The sequence below is a fragment of the Roseovarius sp. B08 genome (assembly GCF_051417955.1).
In the GTDB taxonomy this organism is placed as follows: Bacteria; Pseudomonadota; Alphaproteobacteria; order Rhodobacterales; family Rhodobacteraceae; genus Roseovarius.
The window spans coordinates 2906420-2930094 of sequence record NZ_JBPRLW010000001.1; the positions used below are offsets into that span (position 1 = coordinate 2906420).

A 23675-nucleotide genomic window follows, 5' to 3' on the forward strand; every position below is an offset into this window, starting at 1 on the left:
GTGCAACAGCCGGGGCCGGTCCTCCAACGCGGAGGGCCGGCCCCGTGCCCAGAAGAAACGATTGATTATCAGTACAGGAAACAGGAAAGGTATGACCGCATCATGAGCACCGGTATCCGCTTGACACTCGCCTCGGCCCTGGTCGCACTGCCGATCACAGCCTCGGCCCAGAACTGGAGCGATCAGCCGGTCGATCCTGCGAACCACGACGAGGCCGTCGCCTACGAGGAAAACGGACGCTACTTCAACGAGGAAGACGTACCGACCTACAACGTGGCCGAAGACGGAACCGTCGACTGGCTGACCTTCTCGGGCTTCCGCCGCTATCACGCCGAGTGCCACGTGTGCCACGGCCCCGATGGCGAAGGCTCGTCCTACGCCCCCAAAGTCAAGAATTCCGCCGTCCACATGGGCTATTACGACTTCTACGATGTCGTCGTGAACGGCCGTGGCAATGGCAACTCCGTCATGCCCCACTTCGGCGACAACCCGAACGTGATGTGCTATCTCGACGATATCTACGTCTATCTCAAGGCCCGCGGCATGGACGCGATCCCGCGCGGACGCCCCGGCTCGAAAGAGGCCAAATCCGACGCGATCCAAGAGGATGAAGATGCCTGCATGGGCTAAATACCTCGCAAATCGCGCCGCCGCCCGCATCACCGGATCGGCGGCGCTTTACCTTTCGGCGATGCTGATTTCGGGGCCGGCAACAGCGCAAACCTCGGATCTCGTCTCGCAGAACGCGTTCCGCGTCTGCGCCGACCCGGCCAACTACCCCATGTCCAACAAAGAGGGCACGGGCTACGAGAACAAGCTGGCGGAACTCATCGCGTCCAAGCTGGAATTGCCGGTACAATACACCTGGTACCCCCAGGCGACTGGCTTCATCCGCAACACGCTCAAGATCAAGCGCTGCGACGTGGTGATGGGCTATGCCCAGGGGCACGAGCTGGTGCTGAACACCAACCACTATTTCAGCTCGGTCTATACGCTGATCGTGCCGCAGGACAGCACCCTCGCCTCGGTCGAGTCGCTCACCGACGACGCCCTGCAAGGCACCCGCATCGGCATCATCGCCGGCACGCCGCCTTCGGCGCATCTCGCGCGGCACGGGCTGATCGGCAAGGCCAAGCCCTACAACCTCGTCGTCGACCGCCGGCACGAGAACCCGGCGACCAACATGCTCGACGACCTCAAGGCCGGCGACATCGACGCCGCCATCCTCTGGGGCCCGCTCGGCGGCCCCCTGGTCAAGGCCGACTATCCCGGCATGAAGGTCATCCCCCTCATCAACGAGGAACTGCCCCCACGCCTCTTCTTCCGCATCACCATGGGTGTGCGCCAAGGTGAAAAGGTCTGGCAGCGCGAGCTCAACTCTCTGATCCGCCGCCATCAGGACGAGATCAACGCACTCCTGGTCGAAGCCGGCGTGCCGCTGGTCAGCGACATGGGCAACGAGATGCTGGAAACCGGCCAGTGAACCGCCTGCTGGTGGCCCTTGCCCTCGCGGCCGGGGCTGCCACCGCAGCCACCGCCGGGGACGTGACCGAGCCCTCCGACTACCGCATGGACCACTACCGCGCCCCGGTGCCCGCGACGCTCAAGGGCGGCACCGTCATCGACACGGAAGACGCCCACGCCCTCTGGCAGTCTGGCGAAGCCGCCTTCATCGACGTCCTCCCCCGCCCTCCGAAACCCGAAAACCTGCCCGAAGGCACCATCTGGCGCGACAAGCCCCGGACCAGCATACCCGGCGCGGTCTGGCTGCCCAACGTGGGCTATGGTGCCTTGGCCGACGTCACCGCCGATTATTTCCGCGCCGGGCTCGATCACGCCACTGGCGGCGATCCCGACCGCCCGGTCGCCTTCTTTTGCCTGGCCGAATGCTGGATGAGCTGGAACGCCGCGAAACGCGCGATCGAATGGAACCATTCGCAGGTCTACTGGTTCCCCGATGGTACGGACGGGTGGGCGTTTCAGGACTTTCCGCTAGAGGAAACAGAGCCGTTCCCTACCCTGACAGGCGCCGAAGCGCAGTTAATTTGCCGTTTGGCCGGGTCGACCCATATGCTTTGAACGCGACTCACGCAACGAAAACACTAAGACCTGGGAGTGGAAACATTGAATGACAAGTTGATTTACGGGGTCCTGATTGCGGCTGTGGCCGTACTCCTTGCGGTGGCAGCCCTGCGCCCGAGACCCGAACCGCTGGGCGACCAGACCGCCCAAGCCAACGCCGAAAGCTCCGAGCAAGAGACGGCCGCGGCCGAGGGCGACAGCGAAGCTTCCGAGGAAGACGCTGCCGCCGAGAGCGAAAGCCAAGGCGCCGGGGAGGAAACTGCCGCCGCTGAAGGCGAAAGTGAAGGCTCCGAAGAGCAAGCCGCCGCCGCCGAGAGCGACAGCGAAGGTTCCGAAGAGCAGACCGCATCCGCCGAGAGCGACAGCGAAGGTTCCGAAGAGCAGGCCGCATCCGCCGAGAGCGGCACCGAAGGCTCCGAAGAGCAAACCGCATCCGCTGAGAGCGGCACCGAAGGCTCAGAAGAGCAGGCCGCCGCCGCCGAGAGCGACAGCGAAGGTTCCGAAGAGCAGACCGCATCCGCCGAGAGCGACAGCGAAGGTTCCGAAGAGCAGGCCGCCGCCGCCGAGAGCGACAGCGAAGGCTCCGAAGAGCAGGCCGCCGCCGCTGAGAGCGGCACCGAAGGCTCAGAAGAGCAGGCCGCATCCGCCGAGAGCGGCACCGAAGGCTCAGAAGAGCAGGCCGCATCCGCCGAGAGCGACAGCGAAGGCTCCGAAGAGCAGACCGCGTCCGCCGAAAGCGGCACCGAAGGCTCCGAAGAGCAGGCCGCATCCGCCGAAAGCGGCACCGAAGGCTCAGAAGAGCAGACCGCCTCCACCGAGAGCGGCACCGAAGGTTCCGAAGAGCAAGCCGCATCCGCCGAGAGCGACAGCGAAGGTTCCGAAGAGCAGGCCGCATCCGCCGAGAGCGACAGCGAGCGCTCCGAAGAGCAGACCGCCTCCGCCGAGAGCGATAGCGAGGGCTCAGAAGAGCAGACCGCCTCCGCCGCGAGCGACTCCGAAGGCTCCGAAGAGCAGACCGCCGCCGCCGAGAGCGGCAGCGAAGGCTCCGACGGCTCGCAATCCAGCGCCGACAAGATCGCAGCGCTCGAAGAACGCGTTGCCGCGCTCGAGGCGCAGCTCAGCCAAGGCGGCTCCGGCAATAACGGCGGCGGCTCTGAGTCGGGCGAAGATACTGAAACCTTCGGCGTCGGCTCCACCGCGATGCTGAACGGTGGCGACATCCGCATCTTCGTCAGCTCCATCGCCGATGACACCGTGCGTTTTGCTGTCAACGGGTTCAACCTGCAATCCGCCGAGTCCGGCTCCGAGGTCGAACTCGACAACGGCTGTACGCTGACCGTCGAAAGCGTCGAGAACAAAACCGCGCGCTTCGCCTCGGCCTGCGAATAATCCAGAGCCGACCCCGGGTGCTTTCCGCGTCCGGGGTCGGCCCCTTTCAGTATCCGGTCAGTTTCTTGTGCGCGTGGGCGACGGTGCCATCGGTATCTGTCATCTTAACGTCGACCGCCTGCGCCCGGCTCGGCACCGACAGCGCCACCTGCGGGTTCTCCGACAGCGAAATCGAGCCAGTCATCTCGACATATCCGGCGCCATCCAGGTCGATCTCGACCGTCTCGACATAGCGCATCGGGATGAACAGCAGCGAAATCTGGTCCATCTGCATCCCCGAATGCGACGGGTGCGAAATGTCCACGTCCATCCGGTTCAGCCGATTGGCCAGCTTGTCCACCGCACTCTGCCCCAGTCCGGTCAGACGCCCGGCCAGTTCGATTTCCATCCGCCCCAGCGTTTCCAGCGCCAGCTTGGGGTCGGTCCCCGGCGGCGCCGCACAGGGCCCCCTGCCCCGAGGTCTTGACGAAGGTCCCGGCGACGAATAGCCGCCCGTCGGTCGTCTCGGCCACCACGTGCATCGGCGTCGGCCCGTTGATCCGCATGGTCACGTCGAAAAAGAATGCGGGCAACGGGGTATCTAGGTCAAAGACCGCCGACACCGGCATCGGGTTCTCGTCGATCACCAGCGTCACGCTGGCAATCTCGGCCCCCTGCGGCGCCACCACATGCGCCGCCAGCTGCGTGCGCGCATCGTTGCCCGTCCGGTACGGCGCGTCGATGGCGATCACCTCGGCGCCATCCAAGAGCACCCGCTCGCCATACATCTCGGCGCTCAAGTCCTCCCAGGTGCCCGCCAGGGCCGGCATCGCCATCAGGCACAGCGCCCCCAGCGCGCGCATGGATGTTGCGATCATTCCGTGTCTCCTCCCGACAGGAACATGCCAAAAGCCCGCGGGCCGTCGCATGTCTCCACGTCATATATCACGTCCAGCGTTCGTGCGTCCATCACGCTCACCGTGTTCTCGAACCAGTTGGCAAAGACCACGCGGGTCCCGTCCGCCGTGGCGTCAATCCCTTCGGGATACTCGCCGACGCTGACCTCCTCCACCGCCTCAAGCGTCTCAAGGTCGATCACGCTCAGGCTGTTCGCATACTGGTTGGTCACAAAGGCCCGACCGCCTGCGAAGGCCACGCCATAGGGCCGCTCGCCCACCGGCACCGTGGCCAGCACCGTGCCGGCTTCGGCATCCACGACGCTTACGTCATTGCTGCCCACGTTGCCCACGAACAGCCGCCCATCCGGCGCGAAGCCCAGCCCATAGGGCCGCACGCCCACATCCACCCGGTGCAAGACCTCCAGCGTCTCGGCATTGAAGACCGACACCCGGTCGGCATCTTTCTCGGCACTGGCCAGAAACCGGCCATCTTCCGACAGAGCGATGCCAGCCGGCTCCGCCCCGGTCTTCAGCTTCGCCAGAACCTCCAGCGTCTCGGCATCCAACACCCAAAGCCGCGCATTGTACCAGTCCGACACGAACAGCCGCCCGCGCGCGGCATCCAGCGCCACGCCGGTCGGCCCGCCATCCAGCTGCGTTTCATTCAAAAGCCCGCCGGTGGGCGAAAAACGCCGCACGGTCTTGGTATCCGGGGAGACGGAAAAGACCGCATCGCCACCAACAGCGACCCCGGCAGGCTTGCCCGCCACGTCCCAGCGAGCGACCTCGACCCCTCGGGCGACATCGATCACGCTCAACGCATCGGCAGGCTGACAGGTGACGAAAGCGGTCTGCCCGGCCACCGGCGTGGCCAGGCAAAGCGCCAGCGCATTAAGAGCCCGGCGCACCGAACCGCTCGGTCAGGGCATCCAGCCCCGCCTGGTAGACGCCGCTGACAGCCGCAATCGCCGCCTCGTCATTCAGTTCGGGCGGCGGATCGTTGTTCGGATAGCCGCGATAGAACGCGCCGCGCCATTCCACGATAGATCCGCCGCCGTCACGCGGCTTCACCGTCAGGTGAGACGAGTAATTCGTCACCGGCAGCGTCTCGACCGCCACCTCGGTGATCCGGTAGGAATAGCTCATCTTCTCGGCATCGTATTTGTAGAGCACCTCGTCGATGGTCGGCCCACCTTCATCGCCCAGCGTCAGCACGCGCGTCGCGTCGATCTCGTTGCCGCCCTCGCCTTGGGTCGAATGCACCGCCGGGTGCCAGGACATGTCCTGGAAATTCCCGATCGCCTCCCAGACCTCGGCCGGGTCGGCCGCCACTTCGGTGGTCAGCGTCACCTTCTGCCGTGTCGGCCCGTGTGCCAGCGCAATGCCCGGCAGCATCAACGCCGTCAGGCTTGCCATGAACACTCGTCTTCTCATGTATCTTCCTCCCTGAAGATTCGGTTTTTCAAGATTTGTCGCATCCCCCGCGCCCAGATCTCGTCGGTGCTGCCGCGCACGCTGACGCTGCCGCCCTTCACGATCTCGCCGCTGGCGGCATCCTTCAACTGGACCGCGATGGACACCAGTACGGGCGACACCATGTTGACCTCGCCCACCAGGATGAACTCCGCGCCCAGCGTCTCGGCCATGCGGATGTCACACCCGTAACAGCTTGCCGGGTTGCTCACGCGCTCCAGTTCCTCCGCCACCGGCGCAAGGCCCAAAAGCGCGTAGCCCTCGGCCTCGAATCGCTCCGCCAGCATCCCTTCCAGCACCTCGACACGGGCCAGATCGGCCTCGCCCGGCCCCTCGGCCATCAACGAAGAAGATTGCGTCGTCTGGTCCGAACTGTCCTCCAGATGCAGCCCGAAAAAGGCCACCTCCCCTTGCGCGTGCGCAGCCGGGGCGAAAGCCAGGAACAGGAACAATATCAAATGCATACGGACGTTCTTAGAAGTTAAGAGTCGCCCTTCATTCTGCGTTGCGTACAGTGATTGCGAAACACGGCAATTGGTATTGGTCGGGCCGCGAGGACCAACTTCGCGGTAAGGGAGGATAAAAGTGCTGAACCGTATTGCGACGCTTTTCGCGGCCGCGCAGCTCTGCGCCGCCACGCTGATTTTCACCGCAGGATCTGCCGCCGCGATCGACGTGCGCGCCGCCGTCTTGCGCGTCGATTACCAGGTCCAGCGCCCGATCTCGCGCTTCGACGAGGCGCCCGAGGATCTGGGCTTCGCCGGCGCCGCGCTGGCCGATCAGGACAACAACTCCACCGGCAGCTTCATGGGCCATACCTACGAGACGGTCCAGAAATCCGCCGCGCCCGACGGCGCCGATGCCGCCCTTGATGAGATTCTCGCCGAAGGCATCCGCCTGATCGTCGTTCATGCCCGGGAAGAGGACGTTCTGCGCCTTGCCGACCGCGCCGCCGAAGAGGGCGCGCTGGTCTTCAACGCCCGCGCCGGCGACATGCCGATGCGCAACGAGGAATGCCGCGCCAACCTGCTGCATACCGCCACCAGCTATGCCCAGCAGGCCGACGCCATCGCGCAATTCGCCATCTGGAAGAAGTGGCCCCGTTGGGTGCTCATTTCCGGCTCCAACCCCGCCGACATCGCGCTGGCCGACGCCTATCGCCGCGCCGCCACCAAGTTCGGCGCCGAGATCGTCGAGGAACGCGTGTTCGAGGACACCGGCGGCGCCCGCCGCACAGATTCGGGCCATGCCCAGGTGCAGCGCCAACTGCCCACCTTCATGCAGGGCCTGCCCGAGCATGACGTGGTCATCACCGCCGACGAAACCGATTATTTCGCCGCCTACCTCACCTATCACATGTGGGATCCGCGCCCTGTCATGGGCTCCTCGGGCCTGCGCCCGGTGCAGATGCACGGCGGGCACGAATCCTACGGCGCGACCCAGCTTCAGACCCGCTTCGAGGAACTGGCGGGCCGCTATATCAAGGATGCCGACTACAACGTCTGGATCGCCCTGCGCGCCGTGGGCGAGGCGGTGACCCGCGCCCAGACCGCCGAGCCCGACGGCGTGAAAGAGTACCTCCTGTCCGATCAATTCGAACTGGCCGGCTTCAAGGGGCAGGAAGTCACCTTCCGCGACTGGAACGGCCAGATGCGCCAGCAGGTCATGCTCTATGACGGCCGCATCACTGTCAGCGTCAGCCCGCAGGAAGGGTTCCTGCACCAGAACGCCGTGCAGGACACGCTCGGCCTCGACCGCCCGGAATCGGCCTGCACGGCCTTCAACAACTAAGGGGAACACATGAAACTCAAGGCACTCCTTCTGACCTCCGCCCTGGCGCTCGCCGCCGGGCCCGCGCTGGCCGGCAAAGCCTTCGTCACCAACGAACGCGGCAACACCATCACCGTGATCGACACCGAAACATGGGAAGTGACCGACGAGTTCTTCGCCGGCAACCGCCCCCGCGGCATCACCGCCAGCCCCGACGGCACCAAGATCTATGTCTGCGCCTCCGACGACAATCTCGTCCGGGTGTTCGATTCGGAAACCTACGAGGAACTACCCTCGCTGCCCTCCGGCCCCGATCCCGAGCTTTTCATCATCGAGCCTTCGGGCAAGCGGCTCTACATCGCCAACGAGGATGACAACCTGGTGACCGTCACCGACACCGAAAGCCGCACCGTGCTGGCCGAGGTGCCCGTGGGCGTCGAGCCCGAAGGGATGGGCATGAGCCCCGACGCCAAGTGGGTGGTGAACACGTCCGAAACCACCAACATGGCGCATTTCATCTCGACCGAGGATTACACGATCAAGCACAACATCCTTGTCGACCAGCGCCCGCGCTACGCCCAGTATACCGCGGACGGCACGCGCCTGTTCGTGACGTCCGAGATCGGCGGCACGGTCAGCGTCATGGACATCGCCGAGGACGGCACGCCCACCCTGATCGAGAAGATCAGCTTCGAGGTCCCCAACGTGCAGCCCGAATGGCTGCAACCCGTGGGCGCCAAGGTCACCTCCGACGGCAAGCGCCTCTTCGTGGCGCTCGGCCCGTCGAACCGCGTCGCCGTGGTCGATGCCCAAAGCCTCGAGGTGCTGGACTACATCCTCGTGGGCCAGCGCGTCTGGCAGCTCGATTTCACGCCAGACGAGAAATACCTGCTGACGACCAACGGCAATTCCAACGACATCACCGTCATCGACGTGGCCAAGGAAGAGGCCGTGCGCTCCATCCAGGTTGGCGAACAGCCCTGGGGCGTGGTGACCATCGAATAATGAAGGAGACTGATACGATGAAGAAACTCATGATGGCCGCGGCCACCGCCGCCACCTGCCTCACCGGCCCCGCGGTCGCCGCCCCGCTCTGCGACGACCTCGGCTTTGCCGGTCTGCTCGCCGCCTGCAACCGCGGTGACGACATCCCGATCACCCTCGCCTCGGGTCAGCCCCTGCACGAAACGGGGTCCGTGAACCTGCAATCGGGCGCCTACTACACGCTTGAAATCACCGCCGACGGCTCGGCCGAGCTGGCCGTCACCGGCAGCGATTTCTTCCGCGCGATCTGGATGAACGAAATCGTCATCAACCAGATCGAGATCCGTCCCATGGCCGTCGATTCCCTTGAATTCGACAAGGCGGGCGTCGCCACGATCTCGTTCATCGCCATCAAGCCGGGCAGCCACACGCTGCGCATCCCCGGCTCCACCGGCGAAACGCAACAAGTCACCTTCAACATCCAGTAACGGAGCCTTCAAAATGAAACGTATCTTCGCAATCGCGGCGCTGGTCGCCTCGCCCGCCCTCGCCGACGACCACGTCGATGCAGAAACGGTGGAAAAAATCGAGGCCTATCTCGCCTCCATCGAATGCCAGATGGATCCCGCCGACATCGAAGCCGAAGACGACGGCGGCTACGAGCTTGACGACGTGATCTGCAAAGGCGGCGACCAGTTCGACATCGTCCTCGACGCCGACCTGAACGAGGTCGAACGCCGCGCCGAGTAAATTATCCGTTCTCCCATGGAGTAAAGGCCCGCCATGTTGCGCATCATAGCATCTCTCTCCTTCTTGCTAAGCAGCATGGCGGCCTACGCCCAAGAGCCCCCAACGATTCGCGCCGCGACTCTCAAGATCGGCACCGTCAACTGGGAGCTTCAGACCATCGTCGATGAAGGCCTCGACGCAAAACACGGCTTGACCCTCGAGATCCAGCCCTATGCCGACAACAGCGCCACACGAATCGCCGTCGAAGGGGGCGAGGCCGACATGGCCGTCGCCGACTGGATCTGGGTCGCCCGCCAGCGCGCCGCAGGCAAGCCGTACGTCTTCATTCCCTACTCCCGCGCCGTGGGCGGCGTGGTCGTCCCCGCCGACTCCACTGCCGAAACGCTGGCCGACCTTGCCGACCAGAAGATCGGCATTGCCGGCGGCCCGCTCGACAAGTCCTGGCTCATCCTGCGCGCCTACGCGCAACAGGCCCATGACCTCGACCTCGAAGCAGAAACCGAACAGGTCTTCGGCGCCCCGCCCCTTATCTTCCGCACCGCCCTTGACGGCGGCCTCGCCGGTGCCATCAACTACTGGCACTACCTCGCCAAGATGAAAGCCGCCGGCATGCACGAACTCATTTCCGTCGACACCGCCGCGCGCGAACTGGGCCTCGACCCCGAAACGCCTCTTCTGGGATACTACTTCAAGGAGGGCTTCCTGTCGGAGCACCCCGACCTCGCGCAGTCCTTCTATGAGGCCAGCCGAGAGGCCAAGGCCCTGCTCATGTCCTCCGACGAGACCTGGCGGGACCTGCGCCCGATCATGAACGCCGACACCGACGCGGAATTCGAGCAACTCCGCACCGACTGGATCGCCGGCATCCCGGCCCGCAAACCCATTGACACCGACGCCGCCCAGGCCCTTCTCAGCCTGATGCACGACCTCGGCGGCGCGGAACTCGTGGGCGAGGCCGATACACTCCCCGACGGTCTTTTCGCCGACGTCCGGTAAATGCAGACCAAGCTGACGCCGCTCCTCTCCATCGCGGGGCTTCTGGCCCTTTGGGTCGTGGCGTCAACGCTCAAGGCCGACCCGCAGGTGCTGCCCACCCCCTGGGCCCTCGCGCCCCTCTTCGCCCAGGAAATCGCCAGCGGTGAGCTCTGGACCCACCTCTCGGCCACCCTCCTGCGTGTGCTCTGGGCCTTCTGCCTCGCCATGACGCTGGGCGGGATCATCGGCCTTGCCATGGGCCGGTCGCCTGCGCTCAACCGCTGGCTCGACCCGTGGCTGGTCATCTTCCTCAACCTGCCCGCGCTGGTGCTGATCGTACTCTGCTACCTCTGGATCGGCCTGACCGAGGCCGCCGCCATCGCCGCCGTCACGCTCAACAAGGTGCCCAACGTCGCCATCGTCATCCGCGAAGGCGCCCGTGCGCTGGACCCGCAACTCGACGCGCTGGCGCGTGTCTACCGCATGTCCGGCTGGACCCGCCTGCGCCACGTGATCCTGCCGCAACTCGGCCCCTTCATCGCCGCCGCCGCGCGGGGCGGTGTGGCCGTCATCTGGAAGATCGTCCTCGTGGTCGAATTTCTCGGCCGCTCCTCGGGCGTCGGCTTCCAGATCCACCTCTATTTCCAGCTTTTCGACGTCGCCATGGTGCTGGTCTACGCCTTTTCCTTCATCACCGTGATGCTGCTGGTGGAATGGGCGCTATTGCAACCGTGGGAACGCCACGCGACCCGGTGGCGCCGCGCATGATTACCGTCTCCGTCACCGAGAAACGCTTTGGCGCCGACCGCGTGCTTGGCCCCATCGCTTTCGAGATCGCGGCAGGCGAAACCGTCGCCCTCGTCGGCCCCTCCGGCATCGGCAAATCCACCCTCCTGCGGCTGGTCTCGGGCATCGACACCGATTATGCGGGCCGCATCGACCGTCCCGACGCCATCGCCATGGTCTTCCAGGAACCCACCCTTTTGCCCTGGCGCTCCACCCTCGACAACCTCACGCTCCTGCATCCGGGCCTGCCCCGCGACCGCGCCCTCGCCGCGCTCGACGAGGTCGGCCTTACCGGCAAGGAGACGCTCTTCCCCGGCCAGCTCTCCCTCGGCCAGCAGCGCCGCCTCGCGCTCGCCCGCGCCTTCGCGGGCCAGCCCGACCTGCTCATCATGGACGAACCTTTCGTCTCGCTCGACGCCGCCGCCGCCGACCGGATGCTGACCCTCACCGAGCAACTCATCGCCCGCCACCAGCCCGCGACCCTGTTCGTGACCCACGACATGGCCGAGGCGACACGGCTTGCACACCGGACCCTGACACTGGAAAGTGGGCCAAAGGGCGCGCAACTTGCCGAAGGACCAAAGGACCGGACCACGTGACCACAGGCCTGACCGTCAACGACCTCAGCTTCAACTACGGCGCCAAGCAGGCGCTGGACGACGTGACGTTCGATGTCACCCCCGGCACCTTCTGCGCCCTTCTCGGCCCCAACGGCGCGGGCAAATCCACGCTCATCGCCCTGCTGACCCGCCTGCTGGTGGCCCCCCAGGGCGAAATCACTGTCGCCGGCCACGACATGCGCCGCGAACCCCGCAAGGCTCTGGGCAAGCTCGGCGTCGTCTTCCAGCAATCCACGCTCGACCTCAACCTCTCGGTCCGCCAGAACCTCGCCTATTTCGCCGCCCTGCAGGGCCTGCCGAAATCCGAGATCCCCGGCCGCATCGACGCCGCCCTCGACCAGCTCGACATGCGCCACCGCGCCGACGAAAAGGCCCGCGACCTCAACGGCGGTCACCGCCGCCGCACCGAACTCGCGCGGTCCCTGATCCACGACCCGCACGTGCTCTTGCTCGACGAACCCACCGTCGGCCTCGACGCCGCCTCGCGGCAGGGCATCACCGACCACGTCCACGAACTCACGAAAACCGGCCTCTGCGTCCTCTGGACCACCCACCTCACGGACGAGGTGCGCGACGGCGACGACCTCGTCGTCCTGCACAAGGGACAGATCATCCACCGCGGCACCGCCGGGGCCGCCCGCGGCGATCAAAGCCTGTCGGACTGGTTCCTGTCGCGCACGGGGGAGGTCGCATGACCGGCACCTTCCGCGTCGCCAAGGCGATCATCGCCCGCGAATTCCTGCGCTTCGTGCATCAGCGCGAGCGCTTCATCGCGGCCCTTGTCCGCCCGCTCGTCTGGCTGCTGATCTTCGCCGCCGGCTTCCGCGCGGCACTTGGCCTGTCGATCATCCCGCCCTACCAGACCTACATCACCTACGAGACCTATATCGTCCCCGGCTTGTGCGCGATGGTGCTGCTCTTCAACGGAATGCAATCCTCGCTCAGCCTGGTCTACGACCGCGAGATGGGCTCGATGCGCCTTCTGCTGACCAGCCCCTTCCCGCGATGGTGGCTGCTGATCTGCCGCCTGTTCGGCGCCACGATCATCTCGGTGCTGCAGGTCTACACCTTCCTCGCCATCGCCGCCGCGTTCGGCATCACAATGCCCACATGGGGTTACCTCGCCGTCCTGCCCAGCCTGATTCTCGGCGGGCTGATGCTCGGCGGTCTCGGGCTGGTCCTGTCCAGCTTCATCAAGCAGCTGGAAAACTTCGCGGGCGTGATGAACTTCGTCATCTTCCCGATGTTCTTCATGTCCTCGGCCCTCTACCCCTTGTGGAAAATGGCCGAAAGCTCACCGCTCCTGCGCGACATCTGCGCACTCAACCCCTTCACCTACGCGGTCGAGCTGATCCGCTTCTCGCTTTACCTGCAGGTCAACTGGACCGCGCTCGCCTGGGTCCTGGGCAGCACGCTGGTCTTCTGCGCGCTGGCCATCTGGGGCTACGACCCGGCCCGCGGCCTGATGAAGCGCAAGACCTGAGGCCGCTCAGATGTCGAATTCGGTATCGTTCACCGTCCGGCAGCGCCAGCTCAGGACCCGCTCGTTGGGGTGGGTCGATACCCATCGCGCCAGTTCCGGCTGCGCCCCGGCAAGGCATTGCATCGGCGTCACGTCGGTAAAGACAAGACTGCGTTCACGGCATCGGGTGGGATCTGTCGCCAGGCAGGCGACGAACAGGAGCTCTATCATATCCGTTCCTTACGCGTTGCGTTGGTCCTCGCTCCCGTGCCGTCTTTCATCCAACAGCAAACCCCTGAAGAAAAGCGTAACCGCACCGTGCGCACCGCGTCACGCCAGAAATTGTGCGAAAGAATGCGGCACTTCACCGCGATTGCCCAATCCTAGGGCGGTCCCGTCATGTCGCTGAAGTCTTTGCTCGGTCTCGGCGCCCTCGCCCTTGGCGTCGGCACATGGGTCACCGCGCTGATCCTCTGGCTGGGTCTTCTCGCCGTCTCCGACCGGCTGGATGCCACCCTCAAGGCCGAGCAGCGCATGTCGGGCTATGCCGGCCTCTCGACCCAGGCCGCCACCTTCCTCGTCGTCGCGACAGAGGCCGTGCAGCGCGAGATGCCCGCCGCAACCCGCGCCGAGCGGCTGGAGCCCGTCGTCGAAAATCTCCGCACGTCCTTCGTGCGCCTGCAACAGAACGTCGCCCAGGCCGTGCAGGAGGCCGAGGATCTCGGCATCGAGGCCCAGTCCCGCTTTGGCACCCAATCCCTCGGCCTCGCCCGGATGGAGGCGCTCCTGACCAGCACCATGCGCGGCCTCTCGAGCGACGACATCGACCGCCCCCGCCTGCAAGCCCATATCGACAGCTTCGCCACCGGCTTCGATCCGCTTCTCAGCCAGGCCGTGCAGACCGAACAGCTCTTTCGCAACGCCATCCGGGCCGACATCGTCAACCTGCGACAGAGACTGACGCTGGCCGCCATCGGCATCGCGGTGGCTGCCATAGTCATGGTGCTGGCCTTCTATTTCGGCCTCATTCGCCCGCAATTCGCCCGGCTGGACCGTCTGCGCGACGCTGCGCAGAAGATCGGGCAGGAAGACTTCGCCATCGACCTGCCCGAAACCCGCCGCGACGAGATCGGCGGGCTTTACGCCGAGACCAACCGCATGGCCCACGCGCTCGCCGCCCGCAAATCGGCGGTCGAACAGGACCGTGCGCAACTCAACAGCATCATCTCCGCCCGGACCGAGGAGCTGCGCGCCGCGAATGAAACCCTGGCCGAGATCGACGAGAACCGCCGCCGCTTCTTCGCCGACATCAGCCACGAGCTGCGCACGCCCCTCACCGTCATCCTCATGGAGGCCCAGATCGGCCGCGCGGCGGGCGGACCCGATGCCGACGCCTTCGCCACGATCGAGGCCCGCGCCGCCCGTCTCAACCGCCGTATCGACGACCTTCTGCGCGTCGCGCGCTCCGACAGCGGCCAACTGGCGCTCGATCACGCCACGGTCGCCCTCCCCGACCTCATGAGCGAAGTGCACGAAGAAGTCCGCGCCGAGGCCGACAACGCTGGCATGACCCTGACCCTGTCCGAGATCCCTGACGTCACCCTTACCTGCGACCGCAACTGGATCCGGCAGGTGCTGGTGGGCCTCGTCCGCAACGCCATCCGCCACGCCCGCGATGGTGGACAGGTCCGCCTCGACGCGCAGGCCACAGGCGAAACAGCCATGATCGCCGTCATCGACAACGGACCCGGCATCGCGCCCGACGACCAGCCCGACATCTTCGAACGCTTCGCGCAATCGGGCAGCGCCTCGGCCCAGGGGTTCGGCATCGGGCTGGCGCTCGCCCGCTGGGTGGTCGAGACCCATGACGGCACCATCACCCTCGAAAGCCCCGTTCCCCCCGCCGACGCCCTGGGCGCCGCACCCGGGACAAAGATCGCGGTTCGCCTTTCTCTTTCAACCGGCTAAAACGGCGCTATTCTCAGCGCCGCAGCCGTGAAAGAGACCGCACCGCCATGACCCGCCTCCTGATCGTCGACGACGACCCGGAAATCACCTCCGCCCTGCGCGCGGGGCTGGGGTTGCATGGCTATGAGGCCGAGACGGTCAACCGCTATGACCACGCGCTTGAAATGCTGCGCGCCGAGACCTTCTCGGGCGCCATCATCGACGTCATGCTGGGCGCCGATAGTGGCCTCGACCTCGTGCGCCGTGCCCGCGAAAACGGCGCCACCCTGCCCATCCTGATGCTCTCGGCGCTGTCGGACGTGGAACACCGCACCGCCGGGCTCGAGGCCGGGGCCGACGATTACGTGGTCAAACCCTTCAGCTTCGACGAACTGGTGGCCCGCCTGCGCGTCCAGGAGCGTCGCGCGACCTCGCAGCGCCCGCAGCCCGCCACACTGACCCGCGAGCGCGTCCTGCATACCGACACCGCCCGCGTGTCCCTGACCGAGCGCGAGGACGACCTTCTGCGCCTTCTCATCACCCATGACGGCACGCCTTTGCCCCGCGGCGATATCTTCGATGCGCTCTGGCAGGCCGAAGGTTCGGGTAACGAAAACGTGGTGGACGTCTATATCGGCTATCTGCGCAAAAAACTGCGCGACGCCGATTTCTGCTTCGAAATCAAGACTGTACGCAATCAGGGCTTCATCATCGACGGCCTCGCCCCGCGGCTCGAACCCGGGAACCGGGACTAAAGTCTAAGCGTTTCAAAGAAAATAAGAGTCGCAATGAAGCGGCCGAGTTGTCATCTTTCTAGTGTCATTCAAAGGAGGATACCATCATGGCATGGGCAAAACCGATCATCCGCGAAATCGAATGCGGCATGGAAATCAACATGTACGGACCTGACTTCGACGAAGAGCGCGAAGTCCTGATCTAAGACGGCTTGCGCGCGGGAGGATACTTGATGTCATTCCGCGCGCAAATTCTCGGCGCTGCTGCCGGGGGCGGCCTGCCCCAGTGGAATTGCGGTTGTGACAACTGCAATCTTGCACGTTCAGGCGACATACCCTCACAAACGCAATCGTCCCTCGCCGTCACAGGCAACGGGTTCGATTGGGCGATCCTGAACGCATCGCCCGACATACGTGACCAGTTGGCCAACACGCCGGCCCTTTACCCCACGGACCTGCGCAAGCTGCCGCTGACTTCCGTACTGGTAACCAATGGCGATATCGACCATGTGGCCGGCCTTCTTACCTTGCGTGAAATGCAACCTTTCACGCTGTTCGCCACCAAGGGCATCCACGAGGTTCTGGCCGCCAACCCCATCTTCGACGCGCTGAACGCACAAGTGGTGACCCGCCGCAACATCGCCCTCGACGAGCCTTTCGAGCTGGCACCCGACCTGACCGCGACGCTTTTCGCTGTCCCCGGCAAGGTGCCGCTCTACATGGAGGGCGAGACGGTCGAAACCGACCTGATGGGCGAACAGACCGTGGGCGTGATGCTGGAAAACGGCGATACCACGGCCTTCTACATCCCCGGCTGCGCCCGGCTGAACGACGACCTGCGGGAGCGCCTTCAGGGTGCCGACATGGTCTTTTTCGACGGCACGCTCTGGCGCGATGATGAAATGGTCCGCGCCGGGCTGGGCCAGAAGACCGGCAGACGCATGGGCCACATGTCCATGTCCGGCCCCGACGGCTCCATCGCCGCTTTCGAGGGGCTCGAAATCGGCAAGAAGGTCTTCGTGCACATGAACAACACCAATCCGGTGCTGCGCCCGGATTCGGCGGAAAAAGCCGAGGCCCAGGCAGCGGGCTGGATCATCGGACAGGACGGAATGGAGATCACCCCATGACGCAAAGCCGCGAAGACTTTGAATCCCGCCTGCGCAGGATCGGCGCCGAGCGGTACCACGACCTGCACCCGTTCCACGACCGGCTGCACGGCGGCGACTGCACCCCCGACCAGGTCCGCGCCTGGGTGCTGAACCGCTATTACTACCAGCACACCATCCCGATGAAGGACGCCGCCTTCATGAGCCGCGTCGAAAACCCCGACCTGCGCCGCGCCTGGCGGTCGCGCATCGAGGACCACGACGGCACTGCAGAGAACGAAGGCGGCATCAAGCGCTGGCTGCGGCTGGCCGAGGCCGTGGGCCTCAACCCGACCTATGTCGCCTCTCGTGAGGGCGTCCTGCCCGCCACCAAATTCGCCTGCGACGCCTATGTCCGCTTCGTCCGCGACAAGACCCTGCTCGAAGCCGTCGCCTCCTCCCTCACTGAGCTTTTCGCGCCCAAGATCCACGCCAACCGGATCGAGGGCCTCCTGAAGAACTACGACTTCGCCGACGACAGCTCGCTCAGCTATTTCAAGACCCGACTGAAAGAAGCGCCCAAGGACGTCGCCTTCGGCCTTGCCTGGGTGCTCGACCACGCCGATACGCAGGAAAAACAGGACGCGGCCGCGAACGCCCTGATCTTCAAGACAGATGTGCTCTGGTCCCAGCTCGACGCCCTCTGGAGCGCTTACGTGGAACCCGCCCGCATCCCGCCCGGCGGCTGGCAACCGGGCGAAGGGCTGCTGCTCGAAAGGGCCTCGTGATGATCGCCACCGACATTCCCTCCCTGCCCCGCGGCGTGCGCCTGCATTTCGACAAGGTGCGTGACACCTGGGTCCTTCTGGCCCCCGAACGCGCCATCACCCTCGACCAGATCGGCCACGCCATCCTGACCGAGGTCGACGGCCGACGCAGCTTCGGCGAGATCACGCAGGCCCTGTCGGACAAGTACAACGCCCCGGTCGAGCAGATCACCGAGGACAGCAGCGGCTTCCTTACGGCCCTGCGCGACCGACGGTTCCTGGACGTGACCCAATGACCATACCCGCCCCCATAGCCATGCTCGCCGAGCTGACACACCGCTGTCCGCTCTCCTGCCCCTATTGTTCCAACCCCGTGGAACTGGCCCGGCAGGACTCTGAGCTGGACACGGAAACCTGGGTCCGCGTCTTCGACGAGGCCGCAAGGCTCGGCGTGCTGCAACTCCACCTCTCGGGCGGCGAGCCTGCCTCACGCCGGGATCTCGTCCCGCTCGTGCAGGCCGCCCGCGACGCGGGGCTCTACACCAACCTCATCACCTCCGGCATCGGCCTGACCGAGCGCCGGCTGAAGGAACTGGACGAGGCCGGCCTCGACCACATTCAATTGTCCCTGCAAGGCACCACGCCCGAAATGGCCGACGAGATCGGCGGCTATAACGGGGGCTACAAACGCAAGATGCAGGTGGCCGAATGGATCGGCCAGATTGGCTTTCCCCTGACGCTCAACGCCGTCCTGCACCGGCGCAACCTGCACCAGTTGCCCCGCGCCATCGAGATGGCACAGGAGATGGGCGCCCGCCGGATCGAGGTCGCCACCGTGCAATTCCACGGCTGGGCCCTCAAGAACCTCGACACGCTCATGCCCACGAAAGATCAGGCCCGCGAGGCCACCCGCATCGTCGCCGAATCCCGCGCCGCGCTTAAAGGCAAGCTGGTGATCGACTACGTGCCGGCGGATTATCACGACGATTACCCCAAGCGCTGCATGGGCGGCTGGGGCAGCACGGGCCTCAACGTCGCCCCCGACGGGCAGGTTCTGCCCTGCCACGCCGCGCAATCCATCCCGCATCTCGAATTTGAAAACGTCCGCGACAAGCCGCTGGACGAGATCTGGTACAACAGCAGCGCCTTCAACGCCTATCGCGGCACCGACTGGATGCAGGAGCCCTGCAAGTCCTGCGACCGCAAGCTGGTGGATTTCGGCGGCTGCCGGTGCCAGGCCATGGCTATCGTCGGCGACCCCGCCGCGACAGACCCCGTGTGTATCAAGTCACCCCACCACGGCGCGCTGCAGACAAAGGCGGACACCCACGCGTCCAACACCGAGGCGCCGCTGGTCTACCGCACCATGCCCGGCAAGAAAGAGGTCGAGCCAACCAGCTGAGGTCTGTTCAGAAACAGACGATCTCGGCTTCCGCCTGCGCCCGGCGCAGTTCCGCCACCAGGTTCGCCGCGGCGGCCGAGCTGTTGAACACCGCCATGCGTTCGCCGCCCACCCGGCGCATCGACAGCACCGTTTCGGCCTCCAGGTATTCCTCGTAGGACAGGATCTGCGCCACCTCGTCCACCGAGCACGAGCATTTCTGCAACATCTCGCGCGTGGTTCCGTTGGTGGACATGCAGGCAAACACGTAATCCGCCCGCGCCGCCGTCGGAAAATCGTTCAGTCGCTCGGCCGCGGTCTGACCGAAGGCCAGCCCCGGTGCCGCGATCATCATCGCAACCAACGCACGCCCCACGCCGCCCCGGCCCCCGAGCCGGGGCCTCCCGGCCTTCGCACGCAGAGATCCCGGGTCAAGCCCGGGACGGGGGGGACCGAACTCAAACGGCTGTCTCATTGCGTCGCCTCCTCCAGCGTCTCGAATGTCAGTTCCGAGCGATAGCCCTCGCCACCCTCCGGCCCCGGCGCCTCGGCCAGCAGGTTCAGATACCATCCCGGCACGTCCTCGGACATCGTCACCGTCAGCTTCAGGTCACCGAAACCGCGCATCTGGGCGCGGTTGGGGTCCTCGGCAAAAGGTTGCATCGTCACGGTCTGGGTCTCGATGGTTTCACCGTCATACTCGGTCTTGCCAATCGTCACCTCGTTGGGCTGCACCAGCGCCTCCTTCACCCGGTTGCGGATGTAGAACTTGCTGCCGCCCGCGCTCTCGGCCATGTCGCGCACGGTGGACTCGTAGAAGAACATGATCATCGGGTTGCCCACGCTGGCCGGAAACTGGCCCAGCTTGCGGTACTTCTCGCCCTGCCGCAGCTCCAGCACCGCCATCGGGCTCTCGCCCTCGCCCACCGTCAGCGCCACCTTGCCGGAATCGCGCTCTGCCGCGTCGGGCGCCAGCGCGTTGCTGACTTCCCGCTCATAGACCAGCGACTGATCGCGCGACACGCTGTCCAGCGTGCCGTTCTTGAACAAAAGATCATAGGTTTCCTGCCCGTCGAGCGGGGCGGCCATCGCCGTTGCACAGCTCAGCGCGACCCCGATCACGGCGCTCGTCAGACGCGTCATCATGCTCAAATCTCCTCCCTATTCGGACCAGACACTATAGGCTCCGGCGACGCTGTCACCGGCCACTTTCGTATCACCCTGCCCATCGGCACCGCCTTGCTGACCGATCTTCCACGCCATCAGCGGCCGCAGACGGTTCAGCTTCACCGGCTTGTAGATCACCGAGATGTCATAGGTCAGCCCCGCCGCCCGCACCCTGGGGCTGCGATCGGCGGTGATCAGGATCGCCGGCACGTGCGCCCCGGTCAGTTTGCGCACTTTCGCTATGCCGTCCACTCCGGTCTCGTCATTGTCCAGCGTGTAATCGGCCAGAATGATATCGGGCGCCATGCCCATGTCCTCGACACAGGTCAGCGCCTCGTCGATCGACCGGCAAGCCAGCACGTCGGCCCCCATTGTTCCAGCCGCTTGGTGGTGCCGAAAAGAACATCCTCGTCATTCTCGATCAGCAGAACGATCTGGTTTTCCAGCAGGTCGTCGGCATTCGACGCAAGGCTCAGCGGTTCGTTGACCGCCGGCGCATCCGCGACCGTCTCCAGCTCGATCCGAAACACCGACCCCACACCGGGCTTCGATTTCACCGACAGCTTGTGCCCCAGCAGGCGACAGGCCCGTTCCACCACCGACAGGCCCAGGCCGACGCCCGCGGCCAGCTTCTCGCCATCGGCGCGGGCGAACTCCTCGAACACTCGCTGCTGGTCGCGCTTGGGAATGCCGATGCCGGTGTCCCAGACCTCCAACACAACCCGCCCCTTGCGGCGGCGGCAGCCCACCAGGACACGCCCTCCCGGCTGGGTGTACTGGATCGCGTTCACCACCAGGTTCTGGATCGACCGCAACAGGTACACCGGGTCGGACCGCACCAGCACCGAACAGGGCACCATCTTCAGCCGCACGTTCTTCTGCTCGGCCACAAGGCTCTGATCGGCATGGATGCTGTTCATCATCGCCGTCAGGTTCACCACCAGCGGCGACACCGTGTCGGGCGCCGCACTTTCCAACCGCGAGATGTCCAGAAGCAGGTGCAACAGCTGCTCGGTCGACCGGAACGAGCCTTCCAGCCGCTCCACCATCGGGTGCATGTCGGTCCCGCGGGACGTCTCCAGCAGGGTGGAGATCAGCAGCTTCGCGGCATTGATCGGCTGCAACAGGTCGTGGGATGCGGCAGCCAGAAAGCGGGTCTTCGACGACACAGCCTTCTCCGACTTGTCCTTTGCATCGCGCAACGCTTCCTCGACCCGCGCCTTTTTCTCGTACTCCTCGGTCAGCTTCTCGTTGGCGCGGGTCAGCTCGGCGGTGCGCTCCATCACCCGGCGTTCCAGCGTCTCGGTCGCGCGTGCTTCCAGCGTCACGTCCTCGACCTCCACGAGGTAGCCGCTGTCGGGCATCTCGTGCATGTGCAGCTCCAGCACACGCTCCGGCCCAAGCCGTACGCGCTGGCGGAACGCGCCTTCGGTCACCAGCTTGCGATAGATCGCCTCGATATTGACGGCGCCCCCCTCGACAGCCAGACCGTTGGCGAAAAGATACTCCACCAGCGCCGTCACCGGCTCACCTTCCGCAACATAGGACGCGGGCAGGCCCAGCAATTCGCGGAACTGGCCGTTATGCATCAGCACCTTGCCCCGCGACGAGAACGTGCACACCCCAGAGGTCAGCGTCTGGAACACCGCCTTGAGATAGTCCTCCTGCCGGTCGATCAGGCTTTCCTTCTCCGACCGGTTGCGCCGCACGAAATCGGTGATCTCGGTCAACAGCAACACCACGTTGTCGCCCGAGGTGTGCTGCGCGCTCAGCTGGAACCAGCGGTCGTCGGCCATCTCGATCATGACCGAGGTGATCACCCCTTCATCGCGCCGCTTCTCCAGCGTGGTGGGCAGCGTGGCCAGGTTGCGGTCGGCCGAGCGGAAGAACTTGCTCGACACCAGCCGCGCAAAGAACCGCCCGATCGTCAGGCCGGTGTCGATCTTGTTCGAGATGTCGGGGAAAAGCTGCAGGAACAGGTGGTTGCACAACTCCAGCTTGCCGTCGATGAACAGGGCAAAGCCGCCCTCCATCGACGACAGCGCCGCCACCAGGCTCTTGCGCATCCGCTCCTGCTCGCCGCGGACCGTTTCCAGCTCGGACACCGCGCGCGCCAGGTCGCGGCCCTGCGCCTGCATCTTCTCCTGCAACTCGATCGCCGACTGGAAGGCGCGAAACGCCGACGGGCGCACATCGTCCTGCCGGTTGGCCCGCCGCATCAGCGCGTCGATGATCCGCGCCTGCCGTTCGACCTGTATGTCCAGCGGATCGTCGGGATTCACCAGCATCAGTTCAGCACCCGCGCCTCGGGCCTGAAGAACGCCACGCCCACGAAGGTCTGGTTCATGTGCAGGCCCGATTTCTGCTCGCCGTAGGTGTTGAACCCGATCACCCGATGGGTGCGCAGAATGTCCGAAACCTCTTGTGTCAGCTGCTTGTGCTCGAACTCCAGCCGCCGCAGGAAACAGTCGAACCCAAGGATGAAATCCGGCGGCTGCCCCGCCGCGTCGCGCGTCGACAACCCTTCGTGCAGAGCATCAAGGCTGCCCTGCGCGCGGCCCAGCGTCAGGATTAGCCCGTCGTCGATCGCCGCCAGCAGCGACAGCGCCCCGCCCGGCTTGGTGTCGCTGATCGCGCGAGCGTAATGCGTCAGGTTGTGGCGCAGCATCATCGGGTTCTCCGCGAACACCTCCGGGCTCAGCGCCTCGGGCGGGCAGCCCACCAGCCGCGCGTATTCCTCCGCCGCCGGCGCCCCGTTGATCTCGTAGACCAGCCGCTCCTCGGGGTCGGCCGAGGTGATGACGATCTGCGCCCCCTCGGGCTGGAAATGGTCGAAGGCCACCCCCTGGAACTGCAGGTCGGTCTCGATCAGCAACAGCACGGCGGCCCCGGAATGCGCCTTGCCGTCATGCAGCACGAACGTCCGCTCGAACTTCAGCCCGTCCGCCGCCGATCCGCCGAAGATCGGCACGTCGCCCAGCACCGCATCAAGGGTCGAAACCAGCAGATCCTCCTGTTTCGACAACCCGTCCGCCACGATCAGCGCGAACCGGTTCCAGCCCGCCGTGTGCCGGAACCGCTCGGCCTGTTTCTGCGCCTCGGCGGCAAAGGCGGTGGCGTGATCCGGGCACAGGTCCCGGAACAGCATCGACGCGCAGCGGAAATTGCGCCGCGGGAACCCAAGCAGCAGCAGCGCCTGGTCGTCATAGCCGTCGGTGGTGATCTGCCCCGCCGAGCTGCACCCGAAGACCGGTACGCCCCGGAACGCCCCGGACAACAGCGCGCTGGTCTCATCGACATCCAGGCAACCGGGCAGGATCGCGAACACGAAACACAGGCCCTTGCCCGCCATCCCCGCCGCCGCTTCCGCAACGGCGGTGGCGGGGTCCTCGGCCCGGGATTCCCCGATGATCACGAATTCA

The 23675-nt window shown here is 65.4% G+C and carries 30 protein-coding genes and 1 pseudogene; 20 read left to right on the forward strand and 11 right to left on the reverse strand.

The window, feature by feature from the left end:
- Positions 1–102: 102 nt before the first annotated feature.
- Genes ACSQ76_RS14835 through ACSQ76_RS14850 form a run of 4 tightly spaced genes read left to right on the forward strand, consistent with a single transcriptional unit; the run spans position 103 to position 3471 of the window.
- Entirely contained in the window at positions 103–630 is a 528-nt protein-coding gene (locus ACSQ76_RS14835) for a c-type cytochrome, methanol metabolism-related (protein WP_306129130.1), read from the forward strand.
- Positions 614–1483, forward strand: a complete 870-nt coding sequence (locus ACSQ76_RS14840; RefSeq protein WP_437157186.1) for a substrate-binding domain-containing protein — start codon at positions 614–616, stop codon at positions 1481–1483. Before ACSQ76_RS14835 ends, ACSQ76_RS14840 begins: the two co-directional genes overlap by 17 nt.
- Complete coding sequence (locus ACSQ76_RS14845) at positions 1480–2079, forward strand: PQQ-dependent catabolism-associated CXXCW motif protein (protein WP_437157187.1); 600 nt, start codon at positions 1480–1482, stop codon at positions 2077–2079. The genes ACSQ76_RS14840 and ACSQ76_RS14845 overlap by 4 nt, the downstream gene beginning before the upstream one ends.
- Before the next feature lie 45 nt (positions 2080–2124).
- The gene (locus tag ACSQ76_RS14850) at positions 2125–3471 is read left to right on the forward strand and encodes a hypothetical protein (protein WP_437157188.1); all 1347 of its coding nucleotides are present in this window, start codon (positions 2125–2127) and stop codon (positions 3469–3471) included.
- 46 nt (positions 3472–3517) lie between these two features.
- Here the strand turns inward: ACSQ76_RS14850 and ACSQ76_RS14855 are convergent, their stop codons facing one another.
- The 5 genes and pseudogenes from ACSQ76_RS14855 to ACSQ76_RS14875 form a co-directional block, all read right to left on the reverse strand.
- Positions 3518–3859, reverse strand: a complete 342-nt coding sequence (locus ACSQ76_RS14855) for a thiosulfate oxidation carrier complex protein SoxZ (protein WP_437157189.1) — start codon at positions 3857–3859, stop codon at positions 3518–3520.
- A gap of 118 nt (positions 3860–3977) precedes the next feature.
- Positions 3978–4379 (reverse strand): annotated as a pseudogene (locus ACSQ76_RS14860) (thiosulfate oxidation carrier protein SoxY); the annotation flags it as partial.
- A complete protein-coding gene (locus ACSQ76_RS14865) occupies positions 4325–5257 on the reverse strand; it encodes a beta-propeller fold lactonase family protein (RefSeq protein WP_437157190.1) in 933 nt (310 codons plus the stop codon). The pseudogene ACSQ76_RS14860 and the gene ACSQ76_RS14865, both read right to left, overlap by 55 nt.
- Complete coding sequence (locus ACSQ76_RS14870) at positions 5241–5783, reverse strand: SRPBCC family protein (RefSeq protein ID WP_437157191.1); 543 nt, start codon at positions 5781–5783, stop codon at positions 5241–5243. The genes ACSQ76_RS14865 and ACSQ76_RS14870 overlap by 17 nt, the downstream gene beginning before the upstream one ends.
- Entirely contained in the window at positions 5780–6286 is a 507-nt protein-coding gene (locus ACSQ76_RS14875) for a DUF3280 domain-containing protein (RefSeq protein WP_437157192.1), read from the reverse strand. Before ACSQ76_RS14875 ends, ACSQ76_RS14870 begins: the two co-directional genes overlap by 4 nt.
- Before the next feature lie 121 nt (positions 6287–6407).
- Here ACSQ76_RS14875 and ACSQ76_RS14880 point away from each other — a divergent pair, with 121 nt between their 5' ends.
- Genes ACSQ76_RS14880 through ACSQ76_RS14920 form a run of 9 tightly spaced genes read left to right on the forward strand, consistent with a single transcriptional unit; the run spans position 6408 to position 13190 of the window.
- Positions 6408–7613 carry an ABC transporter substrate-binding protein gene (locus tag ACSQ76_RS14880; protein ID WP_437157193.1) on the forward strand — a complete coding sequence of 402 codons (1206 nt, stop codon included), beginning with the start codon at positions 6408–6410 and terminating at the stop codon, positions 7611–7613.
- Positions 7614–7622: 9 nt separating this feature from the next.
- Positions 7623–8597 (forward strand): YVTN family beta-propeller repeat protein, encoded by a 975-nt coding sequence (locus ACSQ76_RS14885; RefSeq protein WP_437157194.1) that lies wholly within the window; start codon positions 7623–7625, stop codon positions 8595–8597.
- A gap of 17 nt (positions 8598–8614) precedes the next feature.
- On the forward strand, positions 8615–9064 hold the full coding sequence (locus ACSQ76_RS14890) for a hypothetical protein (RefSeq protein ID WP_437157195.1): 450 nt from the start codon (positions 8615–8617) through the stop codon (positions 9062–9064).
- Positions 9065–9077: 13 nt separating this feature from the next.
- The gene (locus tag ACSQ76_RS14895; protein WP_437157196.1) at positions 9078–9326 is read left to right on the forward strand and encodes a PepSY domain-containing protein; all 249 of its coding nucleotides are present in this window, start codon (positions 9078–9080) and stop codon (positions 9324–9326) included.
- 33 nt (positions 9327–9359) lie between these two features.
- Entirely contained in the window at positions 9360–10322 is a 963-nt protein-coding gene (locus ACSQ76_RS14900; RefSeq protein WP_437157197.1) for an ABC transporter substrate-binding protein, read from the forward strand.
- The gene (locus tag ACSQ76_RS14905; RefSeq protein ID WP_437157198.1) at positions 10323–11069 is read left to right on the forward strand and encodes an ABC transporter permease; all 747 of its coding nucleotides are present in this window, start codon (positions 10323–10325) and stop codon (positions 11067–11069) included.
- Positions 11066–11686 (forward strand): ABC transporter ATP-binding protein, encoded by a 621-nt coding sequence (locus ACSQ76_RS14910; RefSeq protein ID WP_437157199.1) that lies wholly within the window; start codon positions 11066–11068, stop codon positions 11684–11686. Before ACSQ76_RS14905 ends, ACSQ76_RS14910 begins: the two co-directional genes overlap by 4 nt.
- On the forward strand, positions 11683–12402 hold the full coding sequence (locus tag ACSQ76_RS14915) for an ABC transporter ATP-binding protein (RefSeq protein WP_437157200.1): 720 nt from the start codon (positions 11683–11685) through the stop codon (positions 12400–12402). The genes ACSQ76_RS14910 and ACSQ76_RS14915 overlap by 4 nt, the downstream gene beginning before the upstream one ends.
- The gene (locus ACSQ76_RS14920) at positions 12399–13190 is read left to right on the forward strand and encodes an ABC transporter permease (RefSeq protein WP_437157201.1); all 792 of its coding nucleotides are present in this window, start codon (positions 12399–12401) and stop codon (positions 13188–13190) included. Before ACSQ76_RS14915 ends, ACSQ76_RS14920 begins: the two co-directional genes overlap by 4 nt.
- A 6-nt stretch (positions 13191–13196) precedes the next feature.
- On the opposite strand, the gene ACSQ76_RS14925 is transcribed toward ACSQ76_RS14920, so the two are convergent.
- Positions 13197–13400, reverse strand: a complete 204-nt coding sequence (locus tag ACSQ76_RS14925; protein WP_437157202.1) for a hypothetical protein — start codon at positions 13398–13400, stop codon at positions 13197–13199.
- Positions 13401–13568: 168 nt separating this feature from the next.
- Here ACSQ76_RS14925 and ACSQ76_RS14930 point away from each other — a divergent pair, with 168 nt between their 5' ends.
- From ACSQ76_RS14930 to pqqE, 7 genes are all read left to right on the forward strand, one after another.
- Positions 13569–15137, forward strand: a complete 1569-nt coding sequence (locus tag ACSQ76_RS14930) for an ATP-binding protein (RefSeq protein ID WP_437157203.1) — start codon at positions 13569–13571, stop codon at positions 15135–15137.
- 47 nt (positions 15138–15184) lie between these two features.
- Positions 15185–15871, forward strand: coding sequence for a response regulator transcription factor (locus tag ACSQ76_RS14935; RefSeq protein ID WP_437157204.1), 687 nt, complete (start codon positions 15185–15187; stop codon positions 15869–15871).
- 86 nt (positions 15872–15957) lie between these two features.
- A complete protein-coding gene (pqqA, locus tag ACSQ76_RS14940; protein WP_057796095.1) occupies positions 15958–16056 on the forward strand; it encodes a pyrroloquinoline quinone precursor peptide PqqA in 99 nt (32 codons plus the stop codon).
- A 27-nt stretch (positions 16057–16083) separates the two neighbouring features.
- Positions 16084–16980, forward strand: coding sequence for a pyrroloquinoline quinone biosynthesis protein PqqB (pqqB, locus tag ACSQ76_RS14945; RefSeq protein WP_437157205.1), 897 nt, complete (start codon positions 16084–16086; stop codon positions 16978–16980).
- Positions 16977–17726 (forward strand): pyrroloquinoline-quinone synthase PqqC, encoded by a 750-nt coding sequence (pqqC, locus tag ACSQ76_RS14950; protein WP_437157206.1) that lies wholly within the window; start codon positions 16977–16979, stop codon positions 17724–17726. Before pqqB ends, pqqC begins: the two co-directional genes overlap by 4 nt.
- Entirely contained in the window at positions 17726–18001 is a 276-nt protein-coding gene (gene pqqD, locus ACSQ76_RS14955; protein WP_306129146.1) for a pyrroloquinoline quinone biosynthesis peptide chaperone PqqD, read from the forward strand. Before pqqC ends, pqqD begins: the two co-directional genes overlap by 1 nt.
- Positions 17998–19107, forward strand: coding sequence for a pyrroloquinoline quinone biosynthesis protein PqqE (pqqE, locus tag ACSQ76_RS14960; protein ID WP_437157207.1), 1110 nt, complete (start codon positions 17998–18000; stop codon positions 19105–19107). The genes pqqD and pqqE overlap by 4 nt, the downstream gene beginning before the upstream one ends.
- A 7-nt stretch (positions 19108–19114) precedes the next feature.
- Here pqqE and ACSQ76_RS14965 read toward each other — a convergent pair whose 3' ends face one another.
- From ACSQ76_RS14965 to ACSQ76_RS14985, 5 genes are all read right to left on the reverse strand, one after another.
- Positions 19115–19441 (reverse strand): hypothetical protein, encoded by a 327-nt coding sequence (locus ACSQ76_RS14965; protein WP_152476959.1) that lies wholly within the window; start codon positions 19439–19441, stop codon positions 19115–19117.
- Between the two features lie 116 nt (positions 19442–19557).
- Positions 19558–20232 (reverse strand): hypothetical protein, encoded by a 675-nt coding sequence (locus ACSQ76_RS14970; RefSeq protein WP_437157208.1) that lies wholly within the window; start codon positions 20230–20232, stop codon positions 19558–19560.
- 15 nt (positions 20233–20247) lie between these two features.
- Positions 20248–20625: a hypothetical protein gene (locus ACSQ76_RS14975; protein WP_437157209.1), complete on the reverse strand. Its 378-nt coding sequence runs from the start codon at positions 20623–20625 to the stop codon at positions 20248–20250.
- Complete coding sequence (locus tag ACSQ76_RS14980; RefSeq protein ID WP_437157210.1) at positions 20580–22541, reverse strand: sensor histidine kinase; 1962 nt, start codon at positions 22539–22541, stop codon at positions 20580–20582. Before ACSQ76_RS14980 ends, ACSQ76_RS14975 begins: the two co-directional genes overlap by 46 nt.
- A complete protein-coding gene (locus ACSQ76_RS14985; protein WP_437157211.1) occupies positions 22541–23668 on the reverse strand; it encodes an FIST N-terminal domain-containing protein in 1128 nt (375 codons plus the stop codon). The genes ACSQ76_RS14980 and ACSQ76_RS14985 overlap by 1 nt, the downstream gene beginning before the upstream one ends.
- Positions 23669–23675 lie beyond the last annotated feature (7 nt).